Source organism: Promicromonospora sp. NPDC110617, from assembly GCF_055598465.1.
In genome coordinates this window covers 32,446-54,751 of record NZ_JBVKBM010000002.1, presented here as the reverse complement: position 1 = coordinate 54,751, position 22,306 = coordinate 32,446, and the positions used below count along the sequence as shown (strand labels likewise).

The 22,306-nt window shown below is 74.0% G+C and carries 18 protein-coding genes; 11 read left to right on the top strand and 7 right to left on the bottom strand.

Annotated features, from left to right (window positions below):
- Positions 1-6: 6 nt before the first annotated feature.
- Both ACZ7LE_RS11050 and ACZ7LE_RS11045 read right to left on the bottom strand, forming a co-directional pair.
- Positions 7-1,875: an FtsX-like permease family protein gene (locus ACZ7LE_RS11050; protein WP_470403353.1), complete on the bottom strand. Its 1,869-nt coding sequence runs from the start codon at positions 1,873-1,875 to the stop codon at positions 7-9.
- A complete protein-coding gene (locus ACZ7LE_RS11045; protein ID WP_470403352.1) occupies positions 1,872-2,612 on the bottom strand; it encodes an ABC transporter ATP-binding protein in 741 nt (246 codons plus the stop codon). Before ACZ7LE_RS11045 ends, ACZ7LE_RS11050 begins: the two co-directional genes overlap by 4 nt.
- Positions 2,613-2,719: 107 nt before the next feature.
- Between ACZ7LE_RS11045 and ACZ7LE_RS11040 the strand changes: the two genes are divergently transcribed.
- The 5 genes from ACZ7LE_RS11040 to ACZ7LE_RS11020 all read left to right on the top strand — a co-directional run bounded on the left by ACZ7LE_RS11040 (position 2,720) and on the right by ACZ7LE_RS11020 (position 8,803).
- Positions 2,720-3,973, top strand: coding sequence for a sensor histidine kinase (locus ACZ7LE_RS11040; RefSeq protein WP_470403351.1), 1,254 nt, complete (start codon positions 2,720-2,722; stop codon positions 3,971-3,973).
- Positions 3,958-4,614 carry a response regulator gene (locus tag ACZ7LE_RS11035; RefSeq protein WP_470403350.1) on the top strand — a complete coding sequence of 219 codons (657 nt, stop codon included), beginning with the start codon at positions 3,958-3,960 and terminating at the stop codon, positions 4,612-4,614. Before ACZ7LE_RS11040 ends, ACZ7LE_RS11035 begins: the two co-directional genes overlap by 16 nt.
- Before the next feature lie 69 nt (positions 4,615-4,683).
- The gene (gene der, locus ACZ7LE_RS11030) at positions 4,684-6,228 is read left to right on the top strand and encodes a ribosome biogenesis GTPase Der (protein WP_470403349.1); all 1,545 of its coding nucleotides are present in this window, start codon (positions 4,684-4,686) and stop codon (positions 6,226-6,228) included.
- A 93-nt stretch (positions 6,229-6,321) separates the two neighbouring features.
- On the top strand, positions 6,322-7,395 hold the full coding sequence (lgt, locus tag ACZ7LE_RS11025) for a prolipoprotein diacylglyceryl transferase (RefSeq protein WP_470403348.1): 1,074 nt from the start codon (positions 6,322-6,324) through the stop codon (positions 7,393-7,395).
- A gap of 151 nt (positions 7,396-7,546) precedes the next feature.
- The gene (locus ACZ7LE_RS11020) at positions 7,547-8,803 is read left to right on the top strand and encodes an MFS transporter (protein ID WP_470403347.1); all 1,257 of its coding nucleotides are present in this window, start codon (positions 7,547-7,549) and stop codon (positions 8,801-8,803) included.
- Between the two features lie 117 nt (positions 8,804-8,920).
- Here the strand turns inward: ACZ7LE_RS11020 and ACZ7LE_RS11015 are convergent, their stop codons facing one another.
- Entirely contained in the window at positions 8,921-9,613 is a 693-nt protein-coding gene (locus tag ACZ7LE_RS11015) for a DUF4232 domain-containing protein (protein ID WP_470403346.1), read from the bottom strand.
- Between the two features lie 255 nt (positions 9,614-9,868).
- On the opposite strand from ACZ7LE_RS11015, the gene ACZ7LE_RS11010 reads away from it, so the two are divergent.
- A complete protein-coding gene (locus tag ACZ7LE_RS11010; RefSeq protein WP_470403345.1) occupies positions 9,869-10,783 on the top strand; it encodes a glycoside hydrolase family 43 protein in 915 nt (304 codons plus the stop codon).
- A gap of 30 nt (positions 10,784-10,813) precedes the next feature.
- Here the strand turns inward: ACZ7LE_RS11010 and ACZ7LE_RS11005 are convergent, their stop codons facing one another.
- Genes ACZ7LE_RS11005 through ACZ7LE_RS10995 form a run of 3 tightly spaced genes read right to left on the bottom strand, consistent with a single transcriptional unit; the run spans position 10,814 to position 16,312 of the window.
- Positions 10,814-14,170 carry an ATP-binding protein gene (locus ACZ7LE_RS11005; protein ID WP_470403344.1) on the bottom strand — a complete coding sequence of 1,119 codons (3,357 nt, stop codon included), beginning with the start codon at positions 14,168-14,170 and terminating at the stop codon, positions 10,814-10,816.
- A complete protein-coding gene (locus ACZ7LE_RS11000) occupies positions 14,167-14,829 on the bottom strand; it encodes a DUF4194 domain-containing protein (RefSeq protein ID WP_470403343.1) in 663 nt (220 codons plus the stop codon). Before ACZ7LE_RS11000 ends, ACZ7LE_RS11005 begins: the two co-directional genes overlap by 4 nt.
- Positions 14,822-16,312 (bottom strand): DUF3375 domain-containing protein, encoded by a 1,491-nt coding sequence (locus ACZ7LE_RS10995; RefSeq protein ID WP_470403342.1) that lies wholly within the window; start codon positions 16,310-16,312, stop codon positions 14,822-14,824. The genes ACZ7LE_RS11000 and ACZ7LE_RS10995 overlap by 8 nt, the downstream gene beginning before the upstream one ends.
- 114 nt (positions 16,313-16,426) lie before the next feature.
- On the opposite strand from ACZ7LE_RS10995, the gene ACZ7LE_RS10990 reads away from it, so the two are divergent.
- The 5 genes from ACZ7LE_RS10990 to ACZ7LE_RS10970 all read left to right on the top strand — a co-directional run bounded on the left by ACZ7LE_RS10990 (position 16,427) and on the right by ACZ7LE_RS10970 (position 21,388).
- On the top strand, positions 16,427-16,549 hold the full coding sequence (locus ACZ7LE_RS10990; RefSeq protein WP_470403341.1) for a hypothetical protein: 123 nt from the start codon (positions 16,427-16,429) through the stop codon (positions 16,547-16,549).
- Positions 16,550-16,551: 2 nt separating this feature from the next.
- Positions 16,552-17,229 (top strand): DUF6766 family protein, encoded by a 678-nt coding sequence (locus tag ACZ7LE_RS10985; RefSeq protein WP_470403340.1) that lies wholly within the window; start codon positions 16,552-16,554, stop codon positions 17,227-17,229.
- 77 nt (positions 17,230-17,306) lie between these two features.
- On the top strand, positions 17,307-18,128 hold the full coding sequence (locus tag ACZ7LE_RS10980; protein WP_470403339.1) for an ABC transporter ATP-binding protein: 822 nt from the start codon (positions 17,307-17,309) through the stop codon (positions 18,126-18,128).
- A 103-nt stretch (positions 18,129-18,231) separates the two neighbouring features.
- Complete coding sequence (locus ACZ7LE_RS10975) at positions 18,232-19,257, top strand: ABC transporter substrate-binding protein (RefSeq protein WP_470403338.1); 1,026 nt, start codon at positions 18,232-18,234, stop codon at positions 19,255-19,257.
- Between the two features lie 4 nt (positions 19,258-19,261).
- The gene (locus tag ACZ7LE_RS10970) at positions 19,262-21,388 is read left to right on the top strand and encodes an iron ABC transporter permease (protein ID WP_470403337.1); all 2,127 of its coding nucleotides are present in this window, start codon (positions 19,262-19,264) and stop codon (positions 21,386-21,388) included.
- A 36-nt stretch (positions 21,389-21,424) separates the two neighbouring features.
- Here the strand turns inward: ACZ7LE_RS10970 and ACZ7LE_RS10965 are convergent, their stop codons facing one another.
- Entirely contained in the window at positions 21,425-22,258 is an 834-nt protein-coding gene (locus tag ACZ7LE_RS10965; protein WP_470403336.1) for a class I SAM-dependent methyltransferase, read from the bottom strand.
- Between the last annotated feature and the right edge of the window lie 48 nt (positions 22,259-22,306).

The window sequence follows — 22,306 nt, the reverse complement described above, 5'->3', positions numbered from 1 at the left end:
CCGGGACTACTCCCGGGTCGCCGCGCGGGCTCCCGCCACGCCGGCCGCGACCAGCACGACGGCAAAGGCCGCGACGATGCCCGCGAACGGCAGCCACGGGATCGTCAGCGGTGCGGCCGGCACCTCGCGGACCACGGCCTGGCGGACGAGCCATCCGACGAAGCCGGTGATCGAGCCACCCACGAGCAGGGCCGCGACGCCGGTGAAGCTGGTCTCCCAGACGGCCGCACGGCGCACCTGCGCGGGCGTCGCGCCCAGGAGGCGGGCGGTGCCGAGCTGGCGGCGTCGCTGCGCGGAACCGATGAGGATCGCGTTGACCGCGCCGATGGCGGCATAGACGCCGGCGGGTCCGAGCATGACCCACAGCACGAGTGCGTTCATCGCCCGGGCCTCGCCGGCCACCCGGCCCACCCACTCGTCGGCAGTCTCCACGCCGGCCCCCGTCTCGCGCAGCGCGGCGGCCACCGCGGCGCCGTCGGCGCCGTCGCGGGGGACCACGAACACGGTGCCGGTCGGACGCGCGGCACCGGCGACGCCCGGCAGGTCCGCCGGCACCAGCACGTCCGTCCACAGGTCGGGGGCATCGGGCACGACGGCGGCGACGGTCACCTTCGTGCTCGTGTCCCCGACGCGCAGGGTCCGGACGTCGCCGATCCCCACGCCGAGGTCGGTCACGTAGGACTCGGTCACCGCGATGGCCGCACCGTGCAGGTCGTCGAGCGAACCCCGCACGGCGCGGAGGCTGCGGGTCTCGGCCGCGGTGGTGACGTCCAGGACCTCGGCCTCGGTGTCACCGTCGCGCCCGAGCCGGACCTGCGCGGTGTGCCGGACGTCGGCCGTCGCGACCCCCGGAGCCGTGGCGACAGCGTGGGCATCGCCCGGAACCTCGGCCACGAGAGGGGCCCTCAGCGCGGCCCGGTTGGCACCCTCGGTCCAGTCCGCCGTGAAGCTCACGGCCAGGAGCAGCGAACCGGCCATGGCGGAGATCGCCACGACCGGCGCGGCCACCGCCGTGGTCATGCGCAGCGACGACCGGGCGTGGTCCCGGGCCAGGCGTGCCGCGGGGTCACGGTCCGCCACGACCCCTCCGACCCACCCGGCCAGGGGCGGGTAGACCAGCCGGCCCACGCCGTTGATCCCGACCACGGCGACGACCGGCAGGAGCATCCCTGCCAGCAGCGCGAAGAGCAGCTCCATCTCGGGCGCGAGGACGGCCGCCCCGACCAGCGCCGCCAGTGCGGAGAGCGCGGCGAGCGCCTCGAGCACGCCGGGCCGCCGTCGCTCCAGCACCGCCTCGCGGAACGCCTCGGCGGGCTGTGTGCGACCGGCACGTCCGCCCGCCCGCCACGCACCGACCAGCGCGACGCCGGCGCCGAGGGGCGCCGCGGCCGACCAGGCCGCGCCCGGCCCCGGTGCCGTCAGGCGGACCGGCGTCAGCCCGGTCAGGTGCAGGAGGCTGAACGCCGGCGGTGTGACCACCGTCGCCAGGACCACACCGAGCACCGTTCCGGCGACGGCCACCGCCGCCGCCTCGCCGAGCAGGAGCAGCCGCACCTGCCGGGGTGTGGCACCGATCAGCCGGAGCAGGCCCAGCTCACGGCGCCGGGTCGCCACGACGAACCCGAAGGTGCTCGCCACCACGAACAGCGCCATGAACAGCGAGACACCCGCCATGAAGCCGAAGAGCGACCCGAGGTCGTCCAGCTGCTTGCGGGCCTGGGCCGTGAGCTCCGCGTGGCCGGACGTCGTGCCGAGAGACCCCAGCAGGTTCACGGCCAGACCGATCAGACCGGTGCCACCGGCGAGGGCCACCATCGCGCCGGCGTACGCCCGCCACGAGTCGCGGAACGTCTTGAGGCTGTGGGCGAGGATCATCGCTCCAGCTCCGTCATCCGTGCCGCGATCTGCGTGGGGTCGCCGCGCCGCATCTGCCCCACCACCAGGCCGTCCGCGAGGAACAGCACGGCGTCGGCGTAGGACGCGGCCAGCGGGTCGTGGGTGACCATCACGACGGTCTGGCCCGAGTCGGCGAGCCCTCGCAGCAGCGCCAGCACGTCGCGGCCCGTGGACCGGTCCAGGGCCCCGGTCGGTTCGTCCGCGAACAGCACGGCGGGGCGGGAGTGCAGGGCGCGGGCGATGGCGACGCGCTGCTGCTGACCACCGGACATCTCGGGCGGACGACGCCGGGCCAGGTCGCGCAGCCCCACCCCGTCCAAGGCGTCGAGCACCGCGGTGCGGTCGACGCGCAGCCCGGCGAGCCGGGCGGGGAGTGCGACGTTGTCGAAGGCGGTCAGGGCGTCGAGCAGGTTGTACTGCTGGAACACGAAGCCCATCGTGGTCCGGCGCAGCTTCGTCAGCCGCGTCTTGTCCAGGCCTTTCAGCGGTGTGCCGGCGATCGTGACGCCGCCCCTGCTGGGGCGGTCCAGGCCTGCGGCGATCTGCATGAGCGTGGACTTGCCCGAGCCGGAGGGGCCCATGACGGCCGTGAACGTCCCGGCCGGGAAGACGTGGGTGACGCCGCGCAGGGCGTCGACCGTCCCGGACCGGGACCGGTAGGTGCGGGTGATGCCGTCGAGGACGACTGCCGTGTCGGTGGCGGTGCCGTTGGTCATGACATGAGCGAATCGCAGTCCCGCGGGTGGTACCCGGGCCCGCACGCCACTGATGGGTAGCGTGTGCGCTACCCCGCGGGGCACTCCGGTGTGTCTAGGGTCGTCCCGTGACCTCGCGACCCGACGTGTGGACCGCCCTGCGCGGGCGCCCCTGGCGCTTCCTCGGCTCATCCTGGCCGTGGCGGGCGCTGGCCTACCTGGTGAGCACCGTGCCGGTGGGGCTGGCTGTCGCGACGGCGCTCTTCGTGACCGTCGGTGTGGGCGTGCTGACCGCCGTGCTCGTGGTCGGGGTGCTCGTGCTGGCCGCGCTTCCGCTGATCGCGTCGGTGGTCGCAGACGTCGAACGACGCCGGATGGGGCTCCTGCTGGGCCGGCGGGCGCCGTCGGACGGTGTGCCGTGGCTCACGAGGTTGCGGGCGTCGCGCACCATGCCCGTCGCCTGGCCGGAGGTCGGCTACACGGTGCTGCTGGCCGTCGTGCTCTGGGTCGTCGACGCCGTGGCGCTGAACCTGCTCGTCGTCTTCCCCGGGATCCTGCTCTCCGCTCCGGTCCTGGTCGCCTCCGGCGACCCGGTCGACCTGGGCCCGTGGCAGGCGGACACCACGGGTGAGGCGTGGCTCGCGGTCGGGCCGGGCCTGGTGCTCCTGGCGGCCGGCCTGTACGGGGTGACCCTGCTGGCCGCCGCCCAGGCGAGCCTGGCCCGGCTGCTCCTCGACCCGACGCACGCGCGCCTCACCGAGGCCGTCGCCGAGCTGCGGCGTTCACGGGTCGGTCTCGTCGACGCCTTCGAGACCGAGCGGCGCCGCATCGAGCGCGACCTGCACGACGGCGCGCAGCAGCGTCTCGTGGCCCTGACGATGACACTCGGGCGGGCCGAGCTGGAGATCCCGGAGGGTACGGGCCTGAACCTGGTCCGGGAGGCGCACGGACAGGCCGAGGCAGCGCTGGAGGAGCTGCGCAGCACGGTGCGGGGGATCCACCCACGGGTGCTGGTGGACCATGGCGTCGAGGCGGCGGTGCATGATGTCGCTGACGCGGCCGAGGTCCCTGTCACCGTGGACGTCCGGCTGCCCCGGCGGCTGCCGGGGCCGGTCGAGGCGGCGGCCTACTTCGTGGTGAGCGAGGCGCTGACGAACGTGGTCCGGCACGCCGAGGCGCGGTCCGTGCGGGTGCACGGCCGTCTTGCGGACGGCTCCCTCGTCCTGACGGTGCTGGACGACGGCGTCGGCGGCGCGAGCGTGCGGTCGGGCGGCGGGCTGGCCGGCCTCGCCCTGCGTGTCGAGGCGCTCGACGGTGAGCTGTCCGTGACCAGTCCGCCCGGCGGCCCGACGGAGGTGCGAGCGACATGCCCGGTTCCCTGAGGATCGTGCTGGCCGAGGACGCCGCCCTGCTTCGCGAAGGTCTGCTGGCGATCCTGGAACGGGCGGGTCACGAGGTGGTCGCCGCGGTCGAGGACGCCGAGGCGCTGCTCGCGTTCGCCGGGCGGGTCTCTCCGGACGTCGTCATCACCGACATCCGGATGCCGCCGACGCACACCGACGAGGGCCTGCGGGCCGCCGTCGAGCTGCGCCGCCGCCATCCGGACCTGGCGGTGCTGGTGCTGTCCGCGTACGTCGCCGACGCCTACGTCGCCGAGCTCCTCGACTCCGCGCCCGGCGGCGGTATCGGCTACCTGCTCAAGGACCGGGTCGGGCACGTGCGCGAGTTCCTGGACAGCCTGGCCCGGGTGTCCGCGGGCGAGATGGTGGTCGACCCGCAGGTGGTGCGCAAGCTCCTCGGTCGGCGGCGGGACGACGGCCCGCTCGCCTCCCTCACGGAGCGCGAGCGGGCGGTCCTCGCCCTCATGGCCGAGGGGCGGACCAACGGTTCGATCGCCGCCGAGCTGTTCGTGTCGGAGGCCGCGGTGCGCAAGCATGTGGGGAACATCTTCGCCAAGCTGCCTCTCGACCCGACGTCGGACCGGCGCGTCTCGGCCGTGCTCGCCTACCTGCGCGACGGCTGAGCTCCGGAGCGACGCAGGTCATATGCGCGCGAGTCGGCCTGAGCGGGTCGGGCCTGCGACAATGGAGGCATGACCCACGACTCCTCTGCATCTGAGGCTGCCCTGAACCCGGTGGCCGGAGACGATGCTGCCCCGGACGCTGCCGCCCCGGACGCTCCCGACCTCGACCTCACCGAGACCGAGGACGACGTCGCGCGCGAGCGCGCCCTGCGCGTCGGCCTCGAGGAGTTCGAGCTCGACGAGGAGGACCAGGCGCTCCTGGACTCCGAGTGGTCCGACGAGGAGTCCGAGGCCGAGCAGATCCTGCCGGTGCTCGCGATCATCGGCCGCCCGAACGTCGGCAAGTCGACCCTGGTCAACCGCATCCTCGGCCGCCGCGAGGCGGTCGTGGAGGACAAGCCGGGCGTGACGCGCGACCGCGTCTCCTACCCGGCCGAGTGGGCGGGCCGCCGGTTCATGCTCGTGGACACGGGCGGCTGGGAGGTCGACGTCGCCGGCATCGAGTCCAAGGTGGCGGAGCAGGCCGAGGTCGCGATCTCCCTGGCCGACGCCGTGGTCTTCGTGGTCGACGCCGCCGTGGGCGCCACCGCGACCGACGAACGGGTCGTGGAGCTGCTGCGCCGTTCCGGCAAGCCGGTCGTGCTGTGCGCCAACAAGGTGGACGGCGCCTCGGGCGAGGCGGACGCCACGTACCTCTGGGCCCTGGGCCTGGGGGAGCCGTACCCGGTCTCCGCCCTGCACGGTCGCGGCACGGGCGACCTGCTCGACGCCGCGGTCAAGGCCCTGCCGACGAAGTCGGCCCACGGCACGCTGCGGCCCTCGGGTCCGCGCCGCGTGGCGCTCGTCGGCCGGCCGAACGTCGGCAAGTCGTCGCTGCTGAACAAGATCGCCGGCTCGGAGCGTGTGGTCGTCGACGAGGTGGCGGGCACCACGCGTGACCCCGTCGACGAGCTGATCGAGCTGCGCGGCATCCCGTACTGGTTCGTGGACACCGCCGGCATCCGTCGCCGGGTGCACCAGACCAAGGGCGCCGACTTCTACGCGTCGCTGCGTACCGCGGCCGCCATCGAGAAGGCCGAGGTCGGCGTGGTCCTGGTGGACGCGTCCGCCCCGCTGACCGAGCAGGACATCCGCGTGATCCAGCAGGTCGTGGACTCCGGTCGCGCCCTGGTGATCGCGTACAACAAGTGGGACCTCATGGACGAGGACCGCCGCCCCTACCTCGAGCGCGAGATCGAGAAGGAGCTGGTGCAGATCCAGTGGGCGCCGCGCGTCAACCTGTCGGCCCGCACGGGCTGGCACAGCGAGCGCCTGGTGCCGGCGATCGAGCGGTCGCTGGCGTCCTGGGACCGCCGTATCCCCACGGGCAAGCTCAACTCGTTCCTCGGCGAGCTCGTGGCCGCCCACCCGCACCCGCTGCGTGGTGGCAAGCAGTCGCGCATCCTGTTCGCGACGCAGGCCTCGACGCGTCCGCCGCGGTTCGTCATCTTCGCCACGGGGTTCATCGAGGCCGGCTACCGCCGGTTCATCGAGCGCCGCCTGCGCGAGACGTTCGGCTTCGAGGGCACGCCCATCGAGATCTCGGTGCGGGTGCGGGAGAAGCGCAAGCGCTGAGTCGCCGGTCCCGCGCGCAGCCCGGGGTGCGGCACGGCGTGCGGCACGCCGGTCGATGCCCACGTCGGGGCTGGATCGCGGTACCTTCAGGTCGTGCTTCCGGCCAGTATCCCCAGCCCTGACCCGGTGTGGTCCCAGTTCAGCCTGGGCCCCCTCACCATCCACACCTACGCCCTGTGTCTCCTGGCGGGCATCGTCGCCGCCGCGTGGATCACGGACCGGCGGCTCCGCGCGCGCGGGGCAGCCCCCGGGATCGCGGTCGACGTCGCGATGTGGGCGGTGCCCATCGGCATCGTCGGCGCCCGGATCTACCACGTGCTCACCCACCTGGACGACTTCACCGGTCCCGGCGTCGACGCCTGGGCGTGGGTGCGCATCTGGGAGGGCGGCAACGCGCTGTTCGGCTCGCTGCTCGGCGGCGCGGTCGGCGTCCTGATCGGGTGCCGCATCTCCGGCCTGCGCTTCTGGTCCTTCGCCGACGCGCTCGCGCCTGGCCTGCTGGTGGCCCAGGCGATCGGCCGGCTCGGCAACTACGTGAACCAGGAGCTGTTCGGCCTGCCGACCACGCTGCCCTGGGGTCTGGAGATCCGCTCCGACGCGCCGATGTTCCCCACCGGCACGCCCGAGGGGACGCTGTTCCACCCGTTGTTCCTGTACGAGATGATCTGGAACCTCATCGGGGTGGCGGTGCTCCTGTTCATCGAGCGGCGCGTGGCGCGCCGGAACGAGGCCCTCCTGGCCGACGGCGGCACCCCCGGGGCCGGTCTGCGCTGGGGCCGCATGTTCGGCCTCTACCTGATCTGGTACGGCCTGGGCCGGAGCTGGCTCGAGTCCATCCGGATCGACCCCACGAGCGACGCGCCCCTGGGCATCCCCGCGAACATCTGGACGTCGGGCATCGCGGTGCTGCTGGGCATCGGCATCATCGTGGTGCAGGGCCGACGTCATCCGGAGCCGGAGCTCTCGGTCTACGTGCCGGGCCGCGAGCCCGAGGACGAGGAGGCCGAGGACGCCGAGGCGGGCGAGGGCGACAAGGTGGCCGGCAAGAAAACTGACGGCGAGAAGGCTGACGGCGCGAGCGCCGGCGGTGAGGGCGCCGACTCCACGGTCGCGGAGACCGACGCGGACGCGGACGCGAGCCCCGTGGACCCGGCCGGGAGCAAGTAGTCGGGGTAGTACCTGCGCAGCGGGGTAGGTAACGGAGAGCGAGCACTGCTACGTCTCGGTTACCCACCCCGCCGCGTTGTCTCCGAGGCTGTGCGCACGCTCACAGCCCCTCAGGTTGTTCACCCGGGCATCCATTGCGGAGGATGTGGTCATGCCACACTCGCTCCCCGGGGACACGCCTGCGTCCGAACGCCTCCCCGTGGGACCGCGCACCTGGTGGCCCGTCGCCGCCGTCCTCCTGGCGATCGCCTGGGGCGGCAACGAGTTCACGCCGCTGCTGGTGATGTACCGCGAGCAGGGGCACCTCGGCGACGTGACGGTCGACGCGCTGCTGGCCGCGTACGTGTTCGGCATCGTGCCCGCGCTGCTGTTCGGTGGGCCGCTGTCCGACCGGCACGGCCGCCGTCCGCTCCTGCTGCCCGCCGCACCCGTGGGTGCGCTCGGCTCCCTCGTGCTCGCCCTCGACCCGACCAGCCCGGTGCTGCTGGCTGCCGGCCGGGTGCTGTGCGGCGTCGCGCTCGGGCTGGTGATGGCAGTGGGCAGCACCTGGATCACCGAGCTCAGCGCCCGTACGGGTGACCGGGCCGCCGGCCCGCGCCGCGGCTCCCTGTCGCTCACCGTCGGCTTTCTGCTCGGCGCGGGCGTGGCCGCGGCGCTCGCCCAGTTCGGCCCGTGGCCCACGCACCTGGCCTATGTGCTGCACGCCGCGGGCGCCCTCGCGGCCGGGGTGTGGCTGCTGCGCGTGCCCGAGACCAACCCCGGCCTGCACCGCGACCACCGCGCGCCGCTGCGCGACGACCTGCGCATCACCGCCGTCGGGCACCGGCGCTTCCTGCGCGTCGTCGTGCCGCTCGCGCCCTGGGTGTTCGGCTGCGGCGGCAGCGCGTACGCGGTGCTGCCGGCCCTGCTCTCCGACCACGCGGGCCAGGTCCCCATCGCGTTCGCCGGCGGGATGACGGTGCTCTCGCTCGGCTGCGGCATCGGCATGCAGGCCGTGGCCCGGCGGATCGACACCCCGGCGTCGGCCCGCGCGTCGATCGTGGCGCTGAGCATCGTCGCGGTCGGGATGGCGCTCGCCGCCTGGGCGGCGGTCTCGCCCTCGCTGCCGCTCGGCGTGCTCGCGGCCGTCGTGCTCGGGACCGGCTACGGGCTCGGTCTCGTGGCGGGCCTCAGCGAGGTCGCGCGCATCGCCGGGCCGGGCCAGCTCGCCGGCCTGACCGCCGTCTTCTACTCCCTCACCTACCTCGGGTTCTTCGCCCCGATGGTGCTCGCCTGGCTCCAGGCGACCTGGTCGTACGGCCAGATGTTCGGCTTCGGGGCGGCCGCCGCGGCGCTGTGCCTGGTGATCGTCGCGGCCTTCTCCCGCAAGGACCTCCCGCTGGCGGGCGGCGGCCGCGGGGGCCGCTGACCCGAGGCGGGCGGCACCTGCAGCGAGATCGGTCGGTTGCCTTGAGACCGGTCCGATGATGGACCGGTCTCAAGACAACGGACCGAAGTCATTTCTGGGCGCGGCGCCCGGCGGGTGCTAGCTCGCCGGCTGGAGGGCCTGGACCTGGAGCAGGGACTCGTCCGAGTCGGCGCACGCCGTCAGCGTGAGCTGGTCGTTCTGCACGAACAGCGAGCGCTTCTCGCCGGGCGGGTACACCCGCAGCCCGTCGGCGGGCGTCTGGCCGCACTCGTCGCCGTAGTTCTCGGCCTGAGCGACGCGGACGAGGGCCTGCGCGGAAGCGCCCGGCTCCAGGGTCACCGTCCCGTGCGGGCTCGACCGGTCGAACTCCGCCGCGGCGCCGAGCTGTTTGCCGTCACCGTCGCCGACGAAGGAGACACCCGGCCAGCCCTGCAGCGTGCAGGCCTCGGGCGCCTCGTTCTTCAGCTCGATCCGCACCGCGTAGTGACCGGCGCCCGCGCCGCCCTCGTCCGGCACCAGGCTGCCCGCGAGCTCGGGGGACTGGCATCGCCCCTCCGACGCCCCGGCGTCGTCGGTCGATCCGGTCCCGTCCGTCGCGTCGCTCGTCGCGCCGGGCTCCGACACCTCGCCGGTCGCCTCGTCCGACGGCGACTCCGCCGGCGCGGACGGCGTCGAACCGGTGGACGTCGCCGACGGTGTGCCCGACGCGGTGTCGTCGTCCGCGGAGCTCGCCGAGCATCCCGCGGTGACGAGCAGTGCGGCGACCCCCACGGCGCCGAACATCGTCCTGATGATCCTGTGCTTGGTCATACGAACTTCCCCTCGGGCAGATCCAGCCAACCGGCGGCCGCGTCCACACCATGCGGCCGCATCGATCGTTGCAGAGGTTCGATCATCTCGCTGAGTTGCTCCGAGCAACGATATTCACCCCGGTGCGGCGTGACACCGTGGCCGGGCCGGGACGTCGTGGACACCCCGGCGTGGCCCGGACATCTTTCCTAGCCTGGTGGGCTGACGGCGGGTCCGTGTGGGACCCACGTGTCGAGCGAGAGGGCAGGACAGACGATGGCGACGAACCCTGTGTACGGCTCCAACTTCCCCGATCCCGCGGTCCTGGAGGTCGACGGGACCTACTGGGCGTACGCGACGAAGAACCGCGTCGAGGCGCTGCCGGTGCTGCGCTCGCAGGACCTCGTGCGGTGGGAGCCGGTGGGCGACGCGATGCCGGAGCTGGCCTCCTGGGTCGAGCCCGGGCTGAACTGGGCGCCCGAGGTGGCGGTCGTGGGGGAGCGGTACGTCGCGTACTACACGGCGCACGACCGGGCGACCGACGTGCAGGCGGTCGGGGTGGCCGTGGCCGACAAGCCCTACGGCCCGTTCCGGGACGACGCCGACCGGCCGCTGCTGTGCCAGGACACCGAGGGCGGCTCGATCGACGCCTCACCGTTCACCGACGCCGACGGCTCACGCTGGCTGCTGTGGAAGAACGACGGCAACCACGTGGGCGTCGACACGTGGATCTACGTGCAGCGGCTGTCCGACGACGGGCTGCGCCTGCAGGGCGAGCCGAGCCGCATCCTGAAGCAGGACCAGGAGTGGGAGGGCACGCTCGTGGAGGGCCCGTACGTCTGGCCGCACGGCGGGCGGTACTACCTGTTCTACTCGGGCAACGCGTTCGCCTCGGACCGGTACGGCGTGGGCTACGCCGTCGCCGACCGCGCCACCGGGCCGTACGTGAAGCCGCAGGACGGCCCGATCATGGTGTCGAACGAGGTGGCGGCCGGCCCGGGGCACGGCATGGTCGTGGAGCGCGACGGCCGCACCTGGTACGTGCACCACGCCTGGCCGCCCGGCGCAGTGGGCGCGCCCGAGCCGGGCCGCCAGATGTGGCTCACGGAGCTGGTCTTCGAGCCGGCGCCGGACGGCGGCCCGGACGTGCCGAGGTTCCTCGGCCCGCGCACGGAGCTGGACCTGGCCTGACGAGCCGGGTGCCCCGGACGGGGCGCCGGATCACACCGGCGCCTCGTCCGGCAACCCCACCGTGAGCTGGGTGAACGACTTGCCGCTCGTGTCCTTGAGCACCACGTAGCCCGCGTCGACGTGCGGCTCGATGCCGCTGTGCTTGTCGTTCGGGGCGCCGATGATGAGCTGGAAGCCGAGCCCGCGCCAGGCGTTGATCGCGCGCCCGGTGAAGTGGGCGTCGGCCTTGATGAGCGCCTCGTCGAGGAAGACCGGCGCGTACCGGGGCCGCTCGGCTCCGGCGTCACCGAGCTGGTAGCGCAGGGCCGCGCCCACGATGAACGCGACCAGCTCCTGCGACTCGCCGCCGGACTTCTCGCCGATGTGGTCGTAGACCGCGACGTGCGCGCCGTCCTTGGTGAGCTTCTCGGCGCTGATCCGCACGTGGTTGCGCACGTCGATCAGGTCGTGGAACTCCGGGGCGGTGCGGCGCACGCGGTCGACCACCTTGGCCATGCGGGTGTAGGCCCGCTGCCGGTCGGTGTCGCTGACCGCGTTCGCGATCGCCTCGCGCACCGCCCGCAGGTCGGCGCGGAACCGGGAGCGCACCGGCGAGGCGGTGTCACGCAGCTCGATGTGCAGCTTGTGGTGCTCGTCGGAGAAGTCCAGCCCGTCGAGGATCCGGTTGACCGGGTCGATGCGGTCGCGGATCTCGCGCACGGCGGTCGAGATGTCGCTGTCGAGCTTGGTCAGGTCCGCGCCCGACAGCCGGAGCAGGCTGTCGCGCCACTCCGCCTCCAGCTCGTGCAGCCCGTTCTTCTCCAGGTCCGTCAGGAACCGCTCGTAGTCGTCGTACGACGTGTCCGGGTCGACGCCGAGGTTCGGGTTGGGCCACCGCTCCTTGAACGTCTCGAAGATGTCGTGCAGGGCCGCGCGGCCCCGGCCGACGGCGGCCTGCGCTTCGCCCTGGTCGTCCCGGACCCGCGCCGTCGCGCGGTCCAGCGCCGCGTCGAAGCGCTCGACGGCCTGTGCGGGGGAGCCGTCGGCGCCCTGCTCGCCCGCGAACAGCCCCTGGAGGTACTCGCGGTGCGCGGCGGCGACCTGGGTCCCGTCGGCCTCGGCCGTGTCGAGCGTGCGCTGCGCGGTGTCGACGGCGTCCGCCGTCCGCTCCCACGCCGCCTCCAGCTCGCCGGCCCGGCTCTTGGCCACGCCGCTCTCCTCGGTGAGCCGGGTGACCCGGTCCTCCAGGGCGCCGAGCTCCGTGCGCAGCCGTCCGATCTCCGGGTTGTCCGACGTGACCTCCTCGACGATCGCGGTCCAGCGGGCCAGCTCGGTCCGCAGAGCGTCGAGGTCGACCTGTTCCCACGTCAGGTCCGCGATCTTCTCGTAGGCGCCGCGCTGCTTCTCGAACGAGTCGAGCCCGGCCGTCGCGGCCTCCAGCGCGCCCGCGGCGGCGGCGTGCGCCGCCTCCGCCTCGGCGACGGCGCCCTCCAGCTCCTTGAGCCGGCGGGCGTTGGAGAACCCGAGCACGTTGGTCACGCCCTGGCCACCGTGGGCGCCCCGCCGGCCGTCGGAGGTCTGACCCGTGATCGTCACGGCCTTGGGGTGCAGCGCGAACTGCGCCGGCGAGTCGATGCAGACGTAGCCGAAGCGGTCGACGAGCTCCTGCCGGAGCCAGCCGGTGAACGGCGTCGGCCGGTGGTCGAGGCGCGCGGGCAGGGTGCGGTCCGCCGTGGCGGCCTCGTCGCGCCGCCCGGTGGGCACACCCCGGAACCGGACCCGGCGCGCGGTGGGCACGGAGTTGATCGCGGCGCGGAACGCCTTGACGTGCGCGACGTCGATCAGCATCTCGGTGGCGAACCCGCCCAGCGCCAGGTTGAACGCCTGGCGCCACGGCTCGAACTCGGTGCGCACCTCGATCAGCTCGCCCACGAACGGCAGCTCGTCCGGGGACAGGCCCGCGGCCTCGGCGAGGGCCGCACGGGCCCGGTGCAGGTCGGACGGGATGTTGTCCTTGCGGGCGCTGACGGTCCGCAGCTCGGACCGCAGGGTCTCGAGCTCCTTCGCGGCGGCCTGCTCGGCCAGGGTCGCCTCGGTGAAGCGCCGCCGCGCGTCGGCGCGCGCGTCGGCGTCGTTCAGCGCGCGGTGCGCCTGCTCGACGACGGCGTCGAAGCCGGCGGCGTCCGACACCTCGGCCCCGATGTCCGTCAGCAGCGCGTCGAACCGGGCCCGGGCCGCGGCGACAGGCTCGATGCGGGCCGCCAGGCGGTCCACCTCGTCCTGCGCCTTCTTCAGGCGGTCACCGCCGGCGGCGCCCAGGAGGTCCCGGGCCGCGTCCCGCTCCAGCCGGGCCGCCGAGACCCGTACGGTGAGCTCGGTCGCCTCGTCCCGCGCGCGGGCGCGCCGCCGCTGGAGGTCCGCCTCCGACGCGCGCAGCAGGTCCAGCCGCCGGCCCGCGAGCCACAGCGCCGCGGGGGCCGCCGGGTCCGCGAACTGCCCGACGGCGTCGATCATGCGCAGCCGCTCGACGGCCTGGTCGATCGCGGCGCGGTGCTCCCGGACGGGCCCGAGCGCGCGGACCTGCTGCTGCGCGGTGACCATGCGGTCGCGCGTGGCGGACAGCTCGTCGAACTGCTGCACCGCGCCGTCGGCCGTCGCGAACGTCGAGGGCTCCTCCAGCACCATCGTCTTGTACAGGGCGTCGACCGTGGTGATCTGCTGGCCGGCCTGGATGCGGCCGAGCAGGCCCACGGCCTTGTGCCCGTCACCGCTCGCGCCGATGCCGAGCGCGGTGTGCAGCCGCGCGGTGTAGTCCCGGTCGGTCTCGAAGCAGGTCAGCCCCGTGCGGGTCACGGCCCGGCGGTCGAACCGGTGCCGGGCCGCGTCCTCCAGGCCGCTCAGGTCGAACGGCCCGTCGCAGGTGCCGCGCACCGCGGTGACGTTCTCCAGCGTCCGGGCGGACGACGGCACGTACCAGGCGCGGACGGCGGTGAACGTGGCCCCGCCCTGGTCGACCCACGTCATCGCGATCGCCGACCAGGTGTCCTCCTTCTCGCCGCGCAGCACCCGCACGCGGGTCTCGCCGTCGACCCGCTTCTCGTCGAGCTTGCCGCGCGCGTAGGACAGGATGTTGCGCTGCTCCTTGCCGCGCGGCTTGCCGGTCACGCCGCCGTTGGACGCCCCGTTGAACGGCGTGGTGTGCGGCATGATCAACGCGATGTAGGAGTCCATGAGCGTGGACTTGCCCGAGCCCGAGCCGCCGCTGAACAGCGTGGCCCCCGGGGAGAACCGCACGTGGTGGTGGCCGTGGTAGCCGCCCCAGTTGACGAGCTGCAGGGTCTGCGCCACCCACTGCTGGCCGGTCGACCGCGCCGGGACCAGCCCCCACAGCGTCTCGATCATGCTCACGACCTGTCCTCCTTGTTCCCGGCGAGCCAGCGCGTGAGCTCCGCGAGCCGGTTGTTGTCGAGCACGACCTCCACCAGCGGCGTGATGCGGTACCTGCCGCTCGACTCCTCGTCGATCAGGCCCTCGGACGCCAGGCGCCCCACGGCGTCGCGGATCTCGCGCTGCGGGCGCACGAGGTTGTTGTCGTCCAGGTCGAAGAACGTCAGCACGCCCTGCTCGATGTCCTCCAGGTCGATCCGCGCGGACGTCTCGCCCGAGCTCGCCTCGTGCTGGTACACGGTGCGCAGGTGCACCAGCACCAGCGTCTCGACGCGGTTGTACGGGTCGTCGCGCAGCAGGATCGGCACGTCCACCTCGCCCGAGCGCACCTGCTGCTTGTAGGCGATGCCACGGTCGTGGTCGACGACGAGGCGCACGAACAGGTCGTGCAGGCGGGACTCGATCACGGACTGGTGCTCCAGGAGCGTCTTCCACTGCGCACGGTTCTTCTCCGCCGTCAGGAACCGGCGCTGCAGCAGCCGGACCAGCACGCGCCGGACCTCCGGGTCCAGCAGGCCGCGGTCGCCCGCGAACAGCTCGGTCTGGTCGTCCTCCATGGGGGCGGGCTCGATGAAGCCCGCCTCGTCGGTCCCGGCCTCGTCAGCCACCGTCTCACTCATCCGTCGTCCTGCCCTCGTGCTCGTCCCGCATCGCCACACCGCCGAACGCGAACCGCCGCCGCGTCCCGTCCGGCCGGACCGCCTCGACGGTCACCACCTCGTCCGTCTCGACCATGCCGTGCCGGTGCGCGATCTCCAGCAGGCCCAGCAGGTCGACCGGCCGGCGCAGCCGCTCGGGTGCGGAGCGGAACGCCGTCGCGACGTCCACGGCCCCGTCCTCGCGTGGCAGCCCGGCCAGATGTCTCTCCAGGTCCGCGTAGTGCGGACCGCCCCAGGCCCGGGAGTCGTCGTCCGGCACGGCGCCCATCTCCCAGGCCTCCAGCGGCGTCGGGGGAGCGGGCGGGCGCAGTCCGTCGACCTTCTGCCGCAGGTGTCCGACGTCGGCCACGGGCAGGCGCCGCATCGGCCCGACCGCCTGCTTGTGCCGCGAGGTGGGCATCCACTGCTGGAACCCGGACATCACGTCGCGCAGCAGCCCGTCCACCTCGCGGTCCCGGAGCGGGTCGTGGTTACGGATCTGGGTGGTGATGACGTGCGACGCCTGCTGCTGCGCGTGCAGCACCTCGCGCACGCCCTGCTCGATGCGCCGCGCGATCTCGTGCAGCTCGCGCCGCTGGGGCGCGGGAAGCTGCTCGGCGAAGGGGTGCCCCAGGATGACGCGGAGGTTCCCGGCGAGCTGGTCGATGTGCTCGGCCCGGCCGATCAGGGCGAGCGCCCCGGCGAAGGCGCGCCCCTCCCGCGTGGACTCCATGATGTCCTTGCCGCGCGCGAGGTACTCCCGGAGCACCTCGCCCGTCGGCCGCACGTCCTGCCGCAGGTCGGTGACGACGTCGCGCTGGACCTGCTTGATCGACTCGACCACCCGTGCGAAGTCGGCGGGCAGCTCGCGCGCGAGGTGCAGCACGTTCTCCGCCTCCTCCAGGAGCTGGTCGTCGCTCACCGGTTCGACGGCGCCGGTGCGCTCCAGCCGCTCGACCTCGGCGGTGCGCTCCCGGATCTCGGCGTCGAGCCGCGCGATGCGGGACAGCACGTCCGGGTCGGCGTCCTGCGCCAGCTCCTCGACGGCGTCGAGCAGGGTGCGCACCCGGGACTCGGAGACCCGGGTGCGGGCGCCGCCCACCCGGCCCGCGACCTCGAGGGCTCCGACGCCGTGCGCGGAGACCTGGTAGACCTCCACGCCGTCCTGCACGTGCCGCTTGAGCCAGCCCGAGCGGACCCAGCCGCGGCACAGGTCGCGCGAGCTGCCGACGGGGAGCGGCGCGTTGCCCTCCTCGCCGTACCCGGCGGCGCGCAGGCGGTCCAGGGCGGCGTCGATCTCCGCGTGCGCGTCGGCCACGGGGACCTGCGGGCGCTGCGCGGTGAAGACCAGGGCCAGCATGGTCACGACGAACGGCGCGTACGTCCCGTGGAGCAGGTCCAGCATCGGGTTCTTGAACGCTCGGAGCGCACCTTCGTACGCTCCCTCCACGGTGGCTGTGCTCATCGCCGACCAGGGTACGTGGACTGTCCGACACGGACCCGCGCGGAGCGGCCGACGGGCCTGTCACCAGCGCAAGGAGCATCATGGGCTGACGGGTGACGTGCTGGAGGGGCGGGAATGAACGAGGAACAGGGGTCCGGCGAGGGGGACCACATCGGACGCACGCCGTTCTGGGCGCTGCTCGTGATCGTCGCGGTGGGTCTCGCCGTGATGATCGTCACGCCGCTCACGGGGCGCTGAGCATGCGCCGGTTCGTGCGGGACAACGGGCTCAGCCTCGCCTTCATCGGACTGTTCCTGGCCACGCTCGTCGGGCAGTCGTTCGCCGGTCACGCCGCGGAGCTGGAGGAGCTGGCCAGTCACGGCGAGCCGCCGGTCAGCTACCTCGACTTCATCGGCTCCTCCGCCTTCTTGGTGGACGTGGCCGAGAACTGGCAGTCGGAGTTCCTGCAGTTCTTCATGTTCATCCTCGCCACGGTCTGGCTGGTGCAGCGAGGTTCGCCGGAGTCCAAGAAGCCGGGCGACGAGGGTCTCGGCACCGACGAGGAGCAGCTCGTCGGCGAGCACGCCCGCCCCGACTCCCCGCGCTGGGCCCGCGCCCGCGGTCTGCGGCTCTGGGCCTACTCGAACTCCCTGCTGCTGGTCATGGGCACGATCTTCCTGCTCTCGTGGCTGGCGCAGTCGCTCGGCGGGCAGGTCGTGGCCAACCAGGAGGCCGCCGAGCACGACGAGCCCGCGCTGACCTGGCTGCAGTACGTGGCGTCGCCGGACTTCTGGAACCGCACCCTGCAGAACTGGCAGTCCGAGTTCCTGGCGGTCGGGGCGATGGTGACGTTCGCGATCTTCCTGCGGCAGCGCGGGTCGAGCGAGTCCAAGCCCGTGGGCACCCCGCACCACACGACGAGCGTCGAGGCCGAGTAGCCGCGGCAGCACCGGCAGCGGGTGAGGAATGAGACGGGCGTCCAAGTGGTGCCAACATAAGGTTAGGCTTACCTCCCGTGACCGCCCCTACCGCCCTTCGTGGTGACGACCTCGTGCTGGGCTACCAGCGCACCACCGTGGTGCACGGCGTCGCCGTGCACCTGCCGCCGGGCGTCGTGACCGCCCTGGTCGGCCCCAACGGGTCCGGCAAGTCGACCGTGCTGCGCTCGCTGGCTCGGCTGCACCCGGTGCAGCAGGGGACCGTCAGTCTGGGGGCCACGGCCGACGACGCCGTCGACGTCGCACCGCTCTCGGCGCGCGACTTCGCCCGCCAGGTCACGCTGCTCGCCCAGTCCCGCCCGCACCCCGCCGGGCTGGAGGTGCGCGACGTCGTCGCGTTCGGCCGGCACCCGCACCGCCGCCGGTTCGCGCCGCTGACCGATGCCGACCACGCCGCGATCGACCGCGCGATGGACATCACGGGCGTGGCCGCCATGGCCCGCCGTGGTGTGGACCAGCTCTCCGGCGGCGAGGTGCAGCGCGTCTGGCTGGCCACCTGCCTGGCGCAGGAGACCGGCGTGGTGCTGCTCGACGAGCCCACCAACCACCTCGACCTGCGCTACCAGGTCGAGACGCTCGACCTCGTGCGCGACCTCGCCGAGGAGCACGGCACCGCCGTCGGCATCGTGCTGCACGACCTGGACCACGCCGCGTCGGTCGCCGACGCCGTCGTCCTGCTGCACCAGGGCCGCGTGCTCGCGGCCGGACCGCCCGCGCAGGTGCTCACGGCCGAGCACCTCTCGCTCGCGTACGGCCTGCCGATCGACGTCACCACCGACCCCGGGACCGGCCGCGTCCGCGTGCACCCGCGCGGGCGGCACCACGGCCGGACCCGCTGAGCCCCGGCACCACCCCCAGACCCCCAGGACGCCGACGGCGCCCGCACCACCCGCCGCACCCGGCACCGCACCGACACGACGTGTCACGAACCTGAGGAGACCCATGTCCCCCCGAACCAAGGCGACCCTGGCGGGCGCCGCCCTGATCCTGCCGCTCGCGCTGTCCGCGTGCGGCACCACCGACCCCGGCGCGGCCGCGCCGGCCGGTCCCACCGAGGCCGCCACCGGCGACTGCGCCGACGTGACCACGTCGACCGACCCCGTCACGGTGACCGACTCGTTCGACCGCACGGTCGAGCTCGACAAGCCGGCCGAGCGGGTCGCCGTGCTGGAGTGGCAGCAGGTCGAGGACGTGCTCAGCCTGTGCGTCGACCCCGTCGCCGTGGCCGACGTCAAGGGCTACGCCACCTGGAACGACGCGGAGGAGCTGCCCGAGGGCGTGACCGACGTCGGCACGCGCGGCGAGCCCAACCTCGACGCCCTGTACGCCGCCGACCCCGACCTGGTCATCATCGAGGCCTACACGCCCGACGACGAGATCATCGCCAAGCTCGAGGCCTACGACGTCCCGGTGCTCGCCACCAAGGGCGCCGACGCCGCCGACCCCGTCGGCACCATGCTCGACACCTTCGGCATCATCGCGGAGGCCACCGGCCGCACCGAGCGCGCCGCCGTCGTGACCGACGAGTTCGAGGCGCACCTGGCCGACGCCAAGGCGCAGGTCGCCGAGGCCGCCCCGGAGAGCACCGACTTCGTCTACTTCGACGGCTGGGTCGACGGCGGCAACGTCTCGATCCGCCCGTTCGGCCAGGGCTCGCTGGTCGGCGAGCTGGGCGAGGAGCTCGGCCTGACCAACGCCTGGACCGGCGAGGTCGACCCCGCCTACGGCCTGGGCCAGTCCGACATCGAGGGCATGACCGACGTCGGCGACGCGACCCTGCTCTGGACCGGTACCCAGGAGGGCGAGGACGACTGGACCGCCGAGCTCGCCAAGAACGACGTCTGGGCGAACCTGCCCGCCGTCACCGAGGACCGTGCGCACGCGTTCCCGGAGCACATCTGGACGTTCGGCGGCCCGCGCTCCGCGGAGAAGATCGTCGACGCGTACGTCGACGTCTTCACGAACTGACGCCATGACCGCCACGCAGTCGCCGTCCGCGACGGACACCCTGCCCCAGGCTCCCGCCTCCCGCCCCGTCACCTGGGCCACGGGCGGGGCCGCCCTGGTGGTGCTCGCGCTGGCCGTGCTCGCCGTCGGTGCCTGGCACCTGACACAGGGCACGTCCGGCGTGGGCACGGGCGACCTGCTGCGCCTGCTCACCGGGCAGGACGCCGACGACGCGTCGGCGGTCCGCGACATCCTCGTCGGGTCACGCCTGCCGCGCCTCGCGGCCGGCGTGGCCGTCGGATTCGCCCTCGGCGTGGCCGGGGCGCTCTTCCAGTCGATCGCCCGCAACGCGCTCGCCTCGCCGGACACGCTCGCCGTGACGGCCGGCTCCTACCTCGCGGTCATCGCCGTGGCCGCCTTCGGGCTCGCCGTGCCGCTGTGGGCCTCGGGCGCCGTCGCCTTCGCCGGCGGCCTCGCCGCCGCCGGGCTCGTGCTCGGGCTGGCCGGTGGCGCCGGATCATCGTCCACGCGCCTGGTGCTCGCCGGCTCCGCCGTCGCGCTCGCGCTGCAGGCCGCCGCCTCCGCGCTGCTCATCCTCTTCCAGACGGAGACCACCGGACTGTTCGCCTGGGGCAGCGGTTCCCTGAGCCAGCTCAATCTCACGGCGTTCTGGCGGGCGCTGCCCGTCGTCCTGCTGGCCACCCTCGGCGGCCTCCTCGTCTCCCGGCGCCTCGACGTGCTCGGCCTCGGCGACGACACCGCCGGGGCGCTCGGCGTGCCGGTCCGCTCGACCCGCGCGATCGGCGTCCTGCTGGCGGTGCTGCTCACCGCCGCGGCCGTGACCCTCGCGGGCCCCCTCGGGTTCGTCGGCCTCGCCGCGCCCGTCGTCGCCCGGCTCCTGGCCCGCGTCGTGCCCGCACTGCACCGGCACGCGATCCTGCTGCCCGCCGCCGGCCTGCTCGGCGCCTTCGTCGTGGTGCTCGCCGACGCCGTCGTCCGCGCCCTGCTCGGCGCCGAGGAAGCCCTCGCCGTCCCCACGGGCGTCGCGACCACGATCGCCGGCGCCGTGATCATGGTGCTCCTCGCGCGGCGCCTGCGCGACGCCGGACCCTCCCGCCGGCCGCCCGTCGCCGGGACCGGGCCGCGCAGCACGCGCCGCTTCGTGATCGTGCTGGCCGTGTGCGTCGCCCTCGCGGCCGGCGTCGTGCTGCTCGGCCTGCTCGCCGGGTCGACCTGGCTGCGCACCGGCGACATCGCCCTCTGGCTGGACGGGCAGGGCCCCGCCGTGGTCCGGTTCGCGCTCGACGAGCGCGCGCCCCGCGTGCTGGCCGCCGTCGTCGCCGGTGCCGCCCTCGCGCTGTCCGGCACGATGGTGCAGGCCACCGCCCGCAACCCGCTCGCCGAACCCGGCATCCTCGGGATCACCGGGGGCGCGGGCCTCGGCGCCGTCGTGGTGGTCACCGCGGTCGCGGGCACCGCCTGGGGCAACGGCGTCGCCGCCAGCAACGGCGCGATGCTCGTGGCCGCCGTGATCGGCGGCCTGCTCGCGTTCGCCGCCGTCTACCTGCTGGCCTGGCGCGGCGGGCTGCACGCCGACCGCCTCGTGCTCATCGGCATCGGCCTGGGCTACCTCACGACCGCCCTGACCACCTTCCTGCTGCTGCGCTCCGACCCCTGGAACACGCCGCGCATCTACACCTGGCTGTCCGGCACCACCTACGGCCGCAGCCTCGAACAGGTGCTGCCCGTGGTCGTCACGCTGGCGCTCGCGGTGCCGCTCGCCGTGCTCGTGCGCCGCGAGCTGGACCTGCTCGCGCTCGACGACGACACGCCGCGCCTCGTGGGCGTCCGGCTGGAGCGCAGCCGGCTGGTCGTGCTCGCCGTGGCCGCCGTGCTCGCGGCCACGAGCGTGACCGCCGTCGGCGTGGTGGGCTTCGTGGGCCTGGTCGCGCCCCACGCCGCACGCGCCCTGGTGGGCGGCCGGCACGCACGGGTGCTGCCCGTCGCGATGCTGCTGGGCGCCGTGCTGCTCGGCCTCGCCGACACCCTGGGCCGCACCGTCATCGCCCCGGCCCAGCTCCCCGCGGGGCTGGCGGTCGCGCTGCTCGGCGCGCCGTACTTCGTCTGGCTCCTGGCGCGCTCGCGGGCGTGACGGCGCAGGCGGGGCGGCCCGGGCGTCCGGCGCCGGTCACGCCCGTCGCGCGGTGAGCAGCAGGTACTCCCAGCCCATCGTGCCGTCGAGGCCCTGGAAGCGCGCGGCCAGGTCCAGGAGCGTGCCGTCGAGCTCGGCGGTGCGTGCGGCGTCGTCGGCCACGTTGCGGTAGACCGCGATGGTGGGGCCGTACGCGGCCTTGAAGAACTCGCGGAACTCCGTGCCCGTGGAGAACCGGGTGACGGGCAGCGACCGGACCTCGGCACGCACGTCGGTGACCCGGTCGCCCAGCAGGGCGCGGACGTGCTCCTCGTCGCCCCACAGCGGCGGCGGCTCCGCGCCCGGCGGGGGAGCGGGGGCGTAGGGCTTCATCGCGGCGAACATCTGCCCGATGAACCCGGCCGGCGTCCAGGCGACGAGCCCGATCGTCCCGTCGGGCCGCGTGACGCGGACCAGCTCGTCCGCGGCGGTCTGGTGGAACGGGGCGAACATGACGCCGACGCAGGACAGCACGGTGTCGAACGCGCCGTCGTCGTACGGGAGCGCGTGGGCGTCGGCCTCGGCCCAGGTGAGCTGGGCGCCCCGGGCCGCGGCGATGGCGCGCCCGGCGTCGAACAGCTCGGGCGTGAGGTCGGCCGCGACGACCTGCCCGCCCGCGAGCGCGGCGGGGATGGCGGCGTTGCCGGACCCGGCGCCGACGTCGAGCACACGGTCGCCCGGCCGCACGCCGGTGGCCTCGACCAGGACGGGGCCCAGCGCGGGGATCACCTCGGTGGCGACCGCCGGGTAGTCGCCGAGCGCCCACAGCGCGCGGTGCTTGGCGCCGACGGCGCTGAGGACCTCGGGCGGGACACGGTCGGTGTCGGTCATGGGACTGCTCCTCGGCTCGTGCCGTCACGGTGCCCCCGCAGCGTCCAG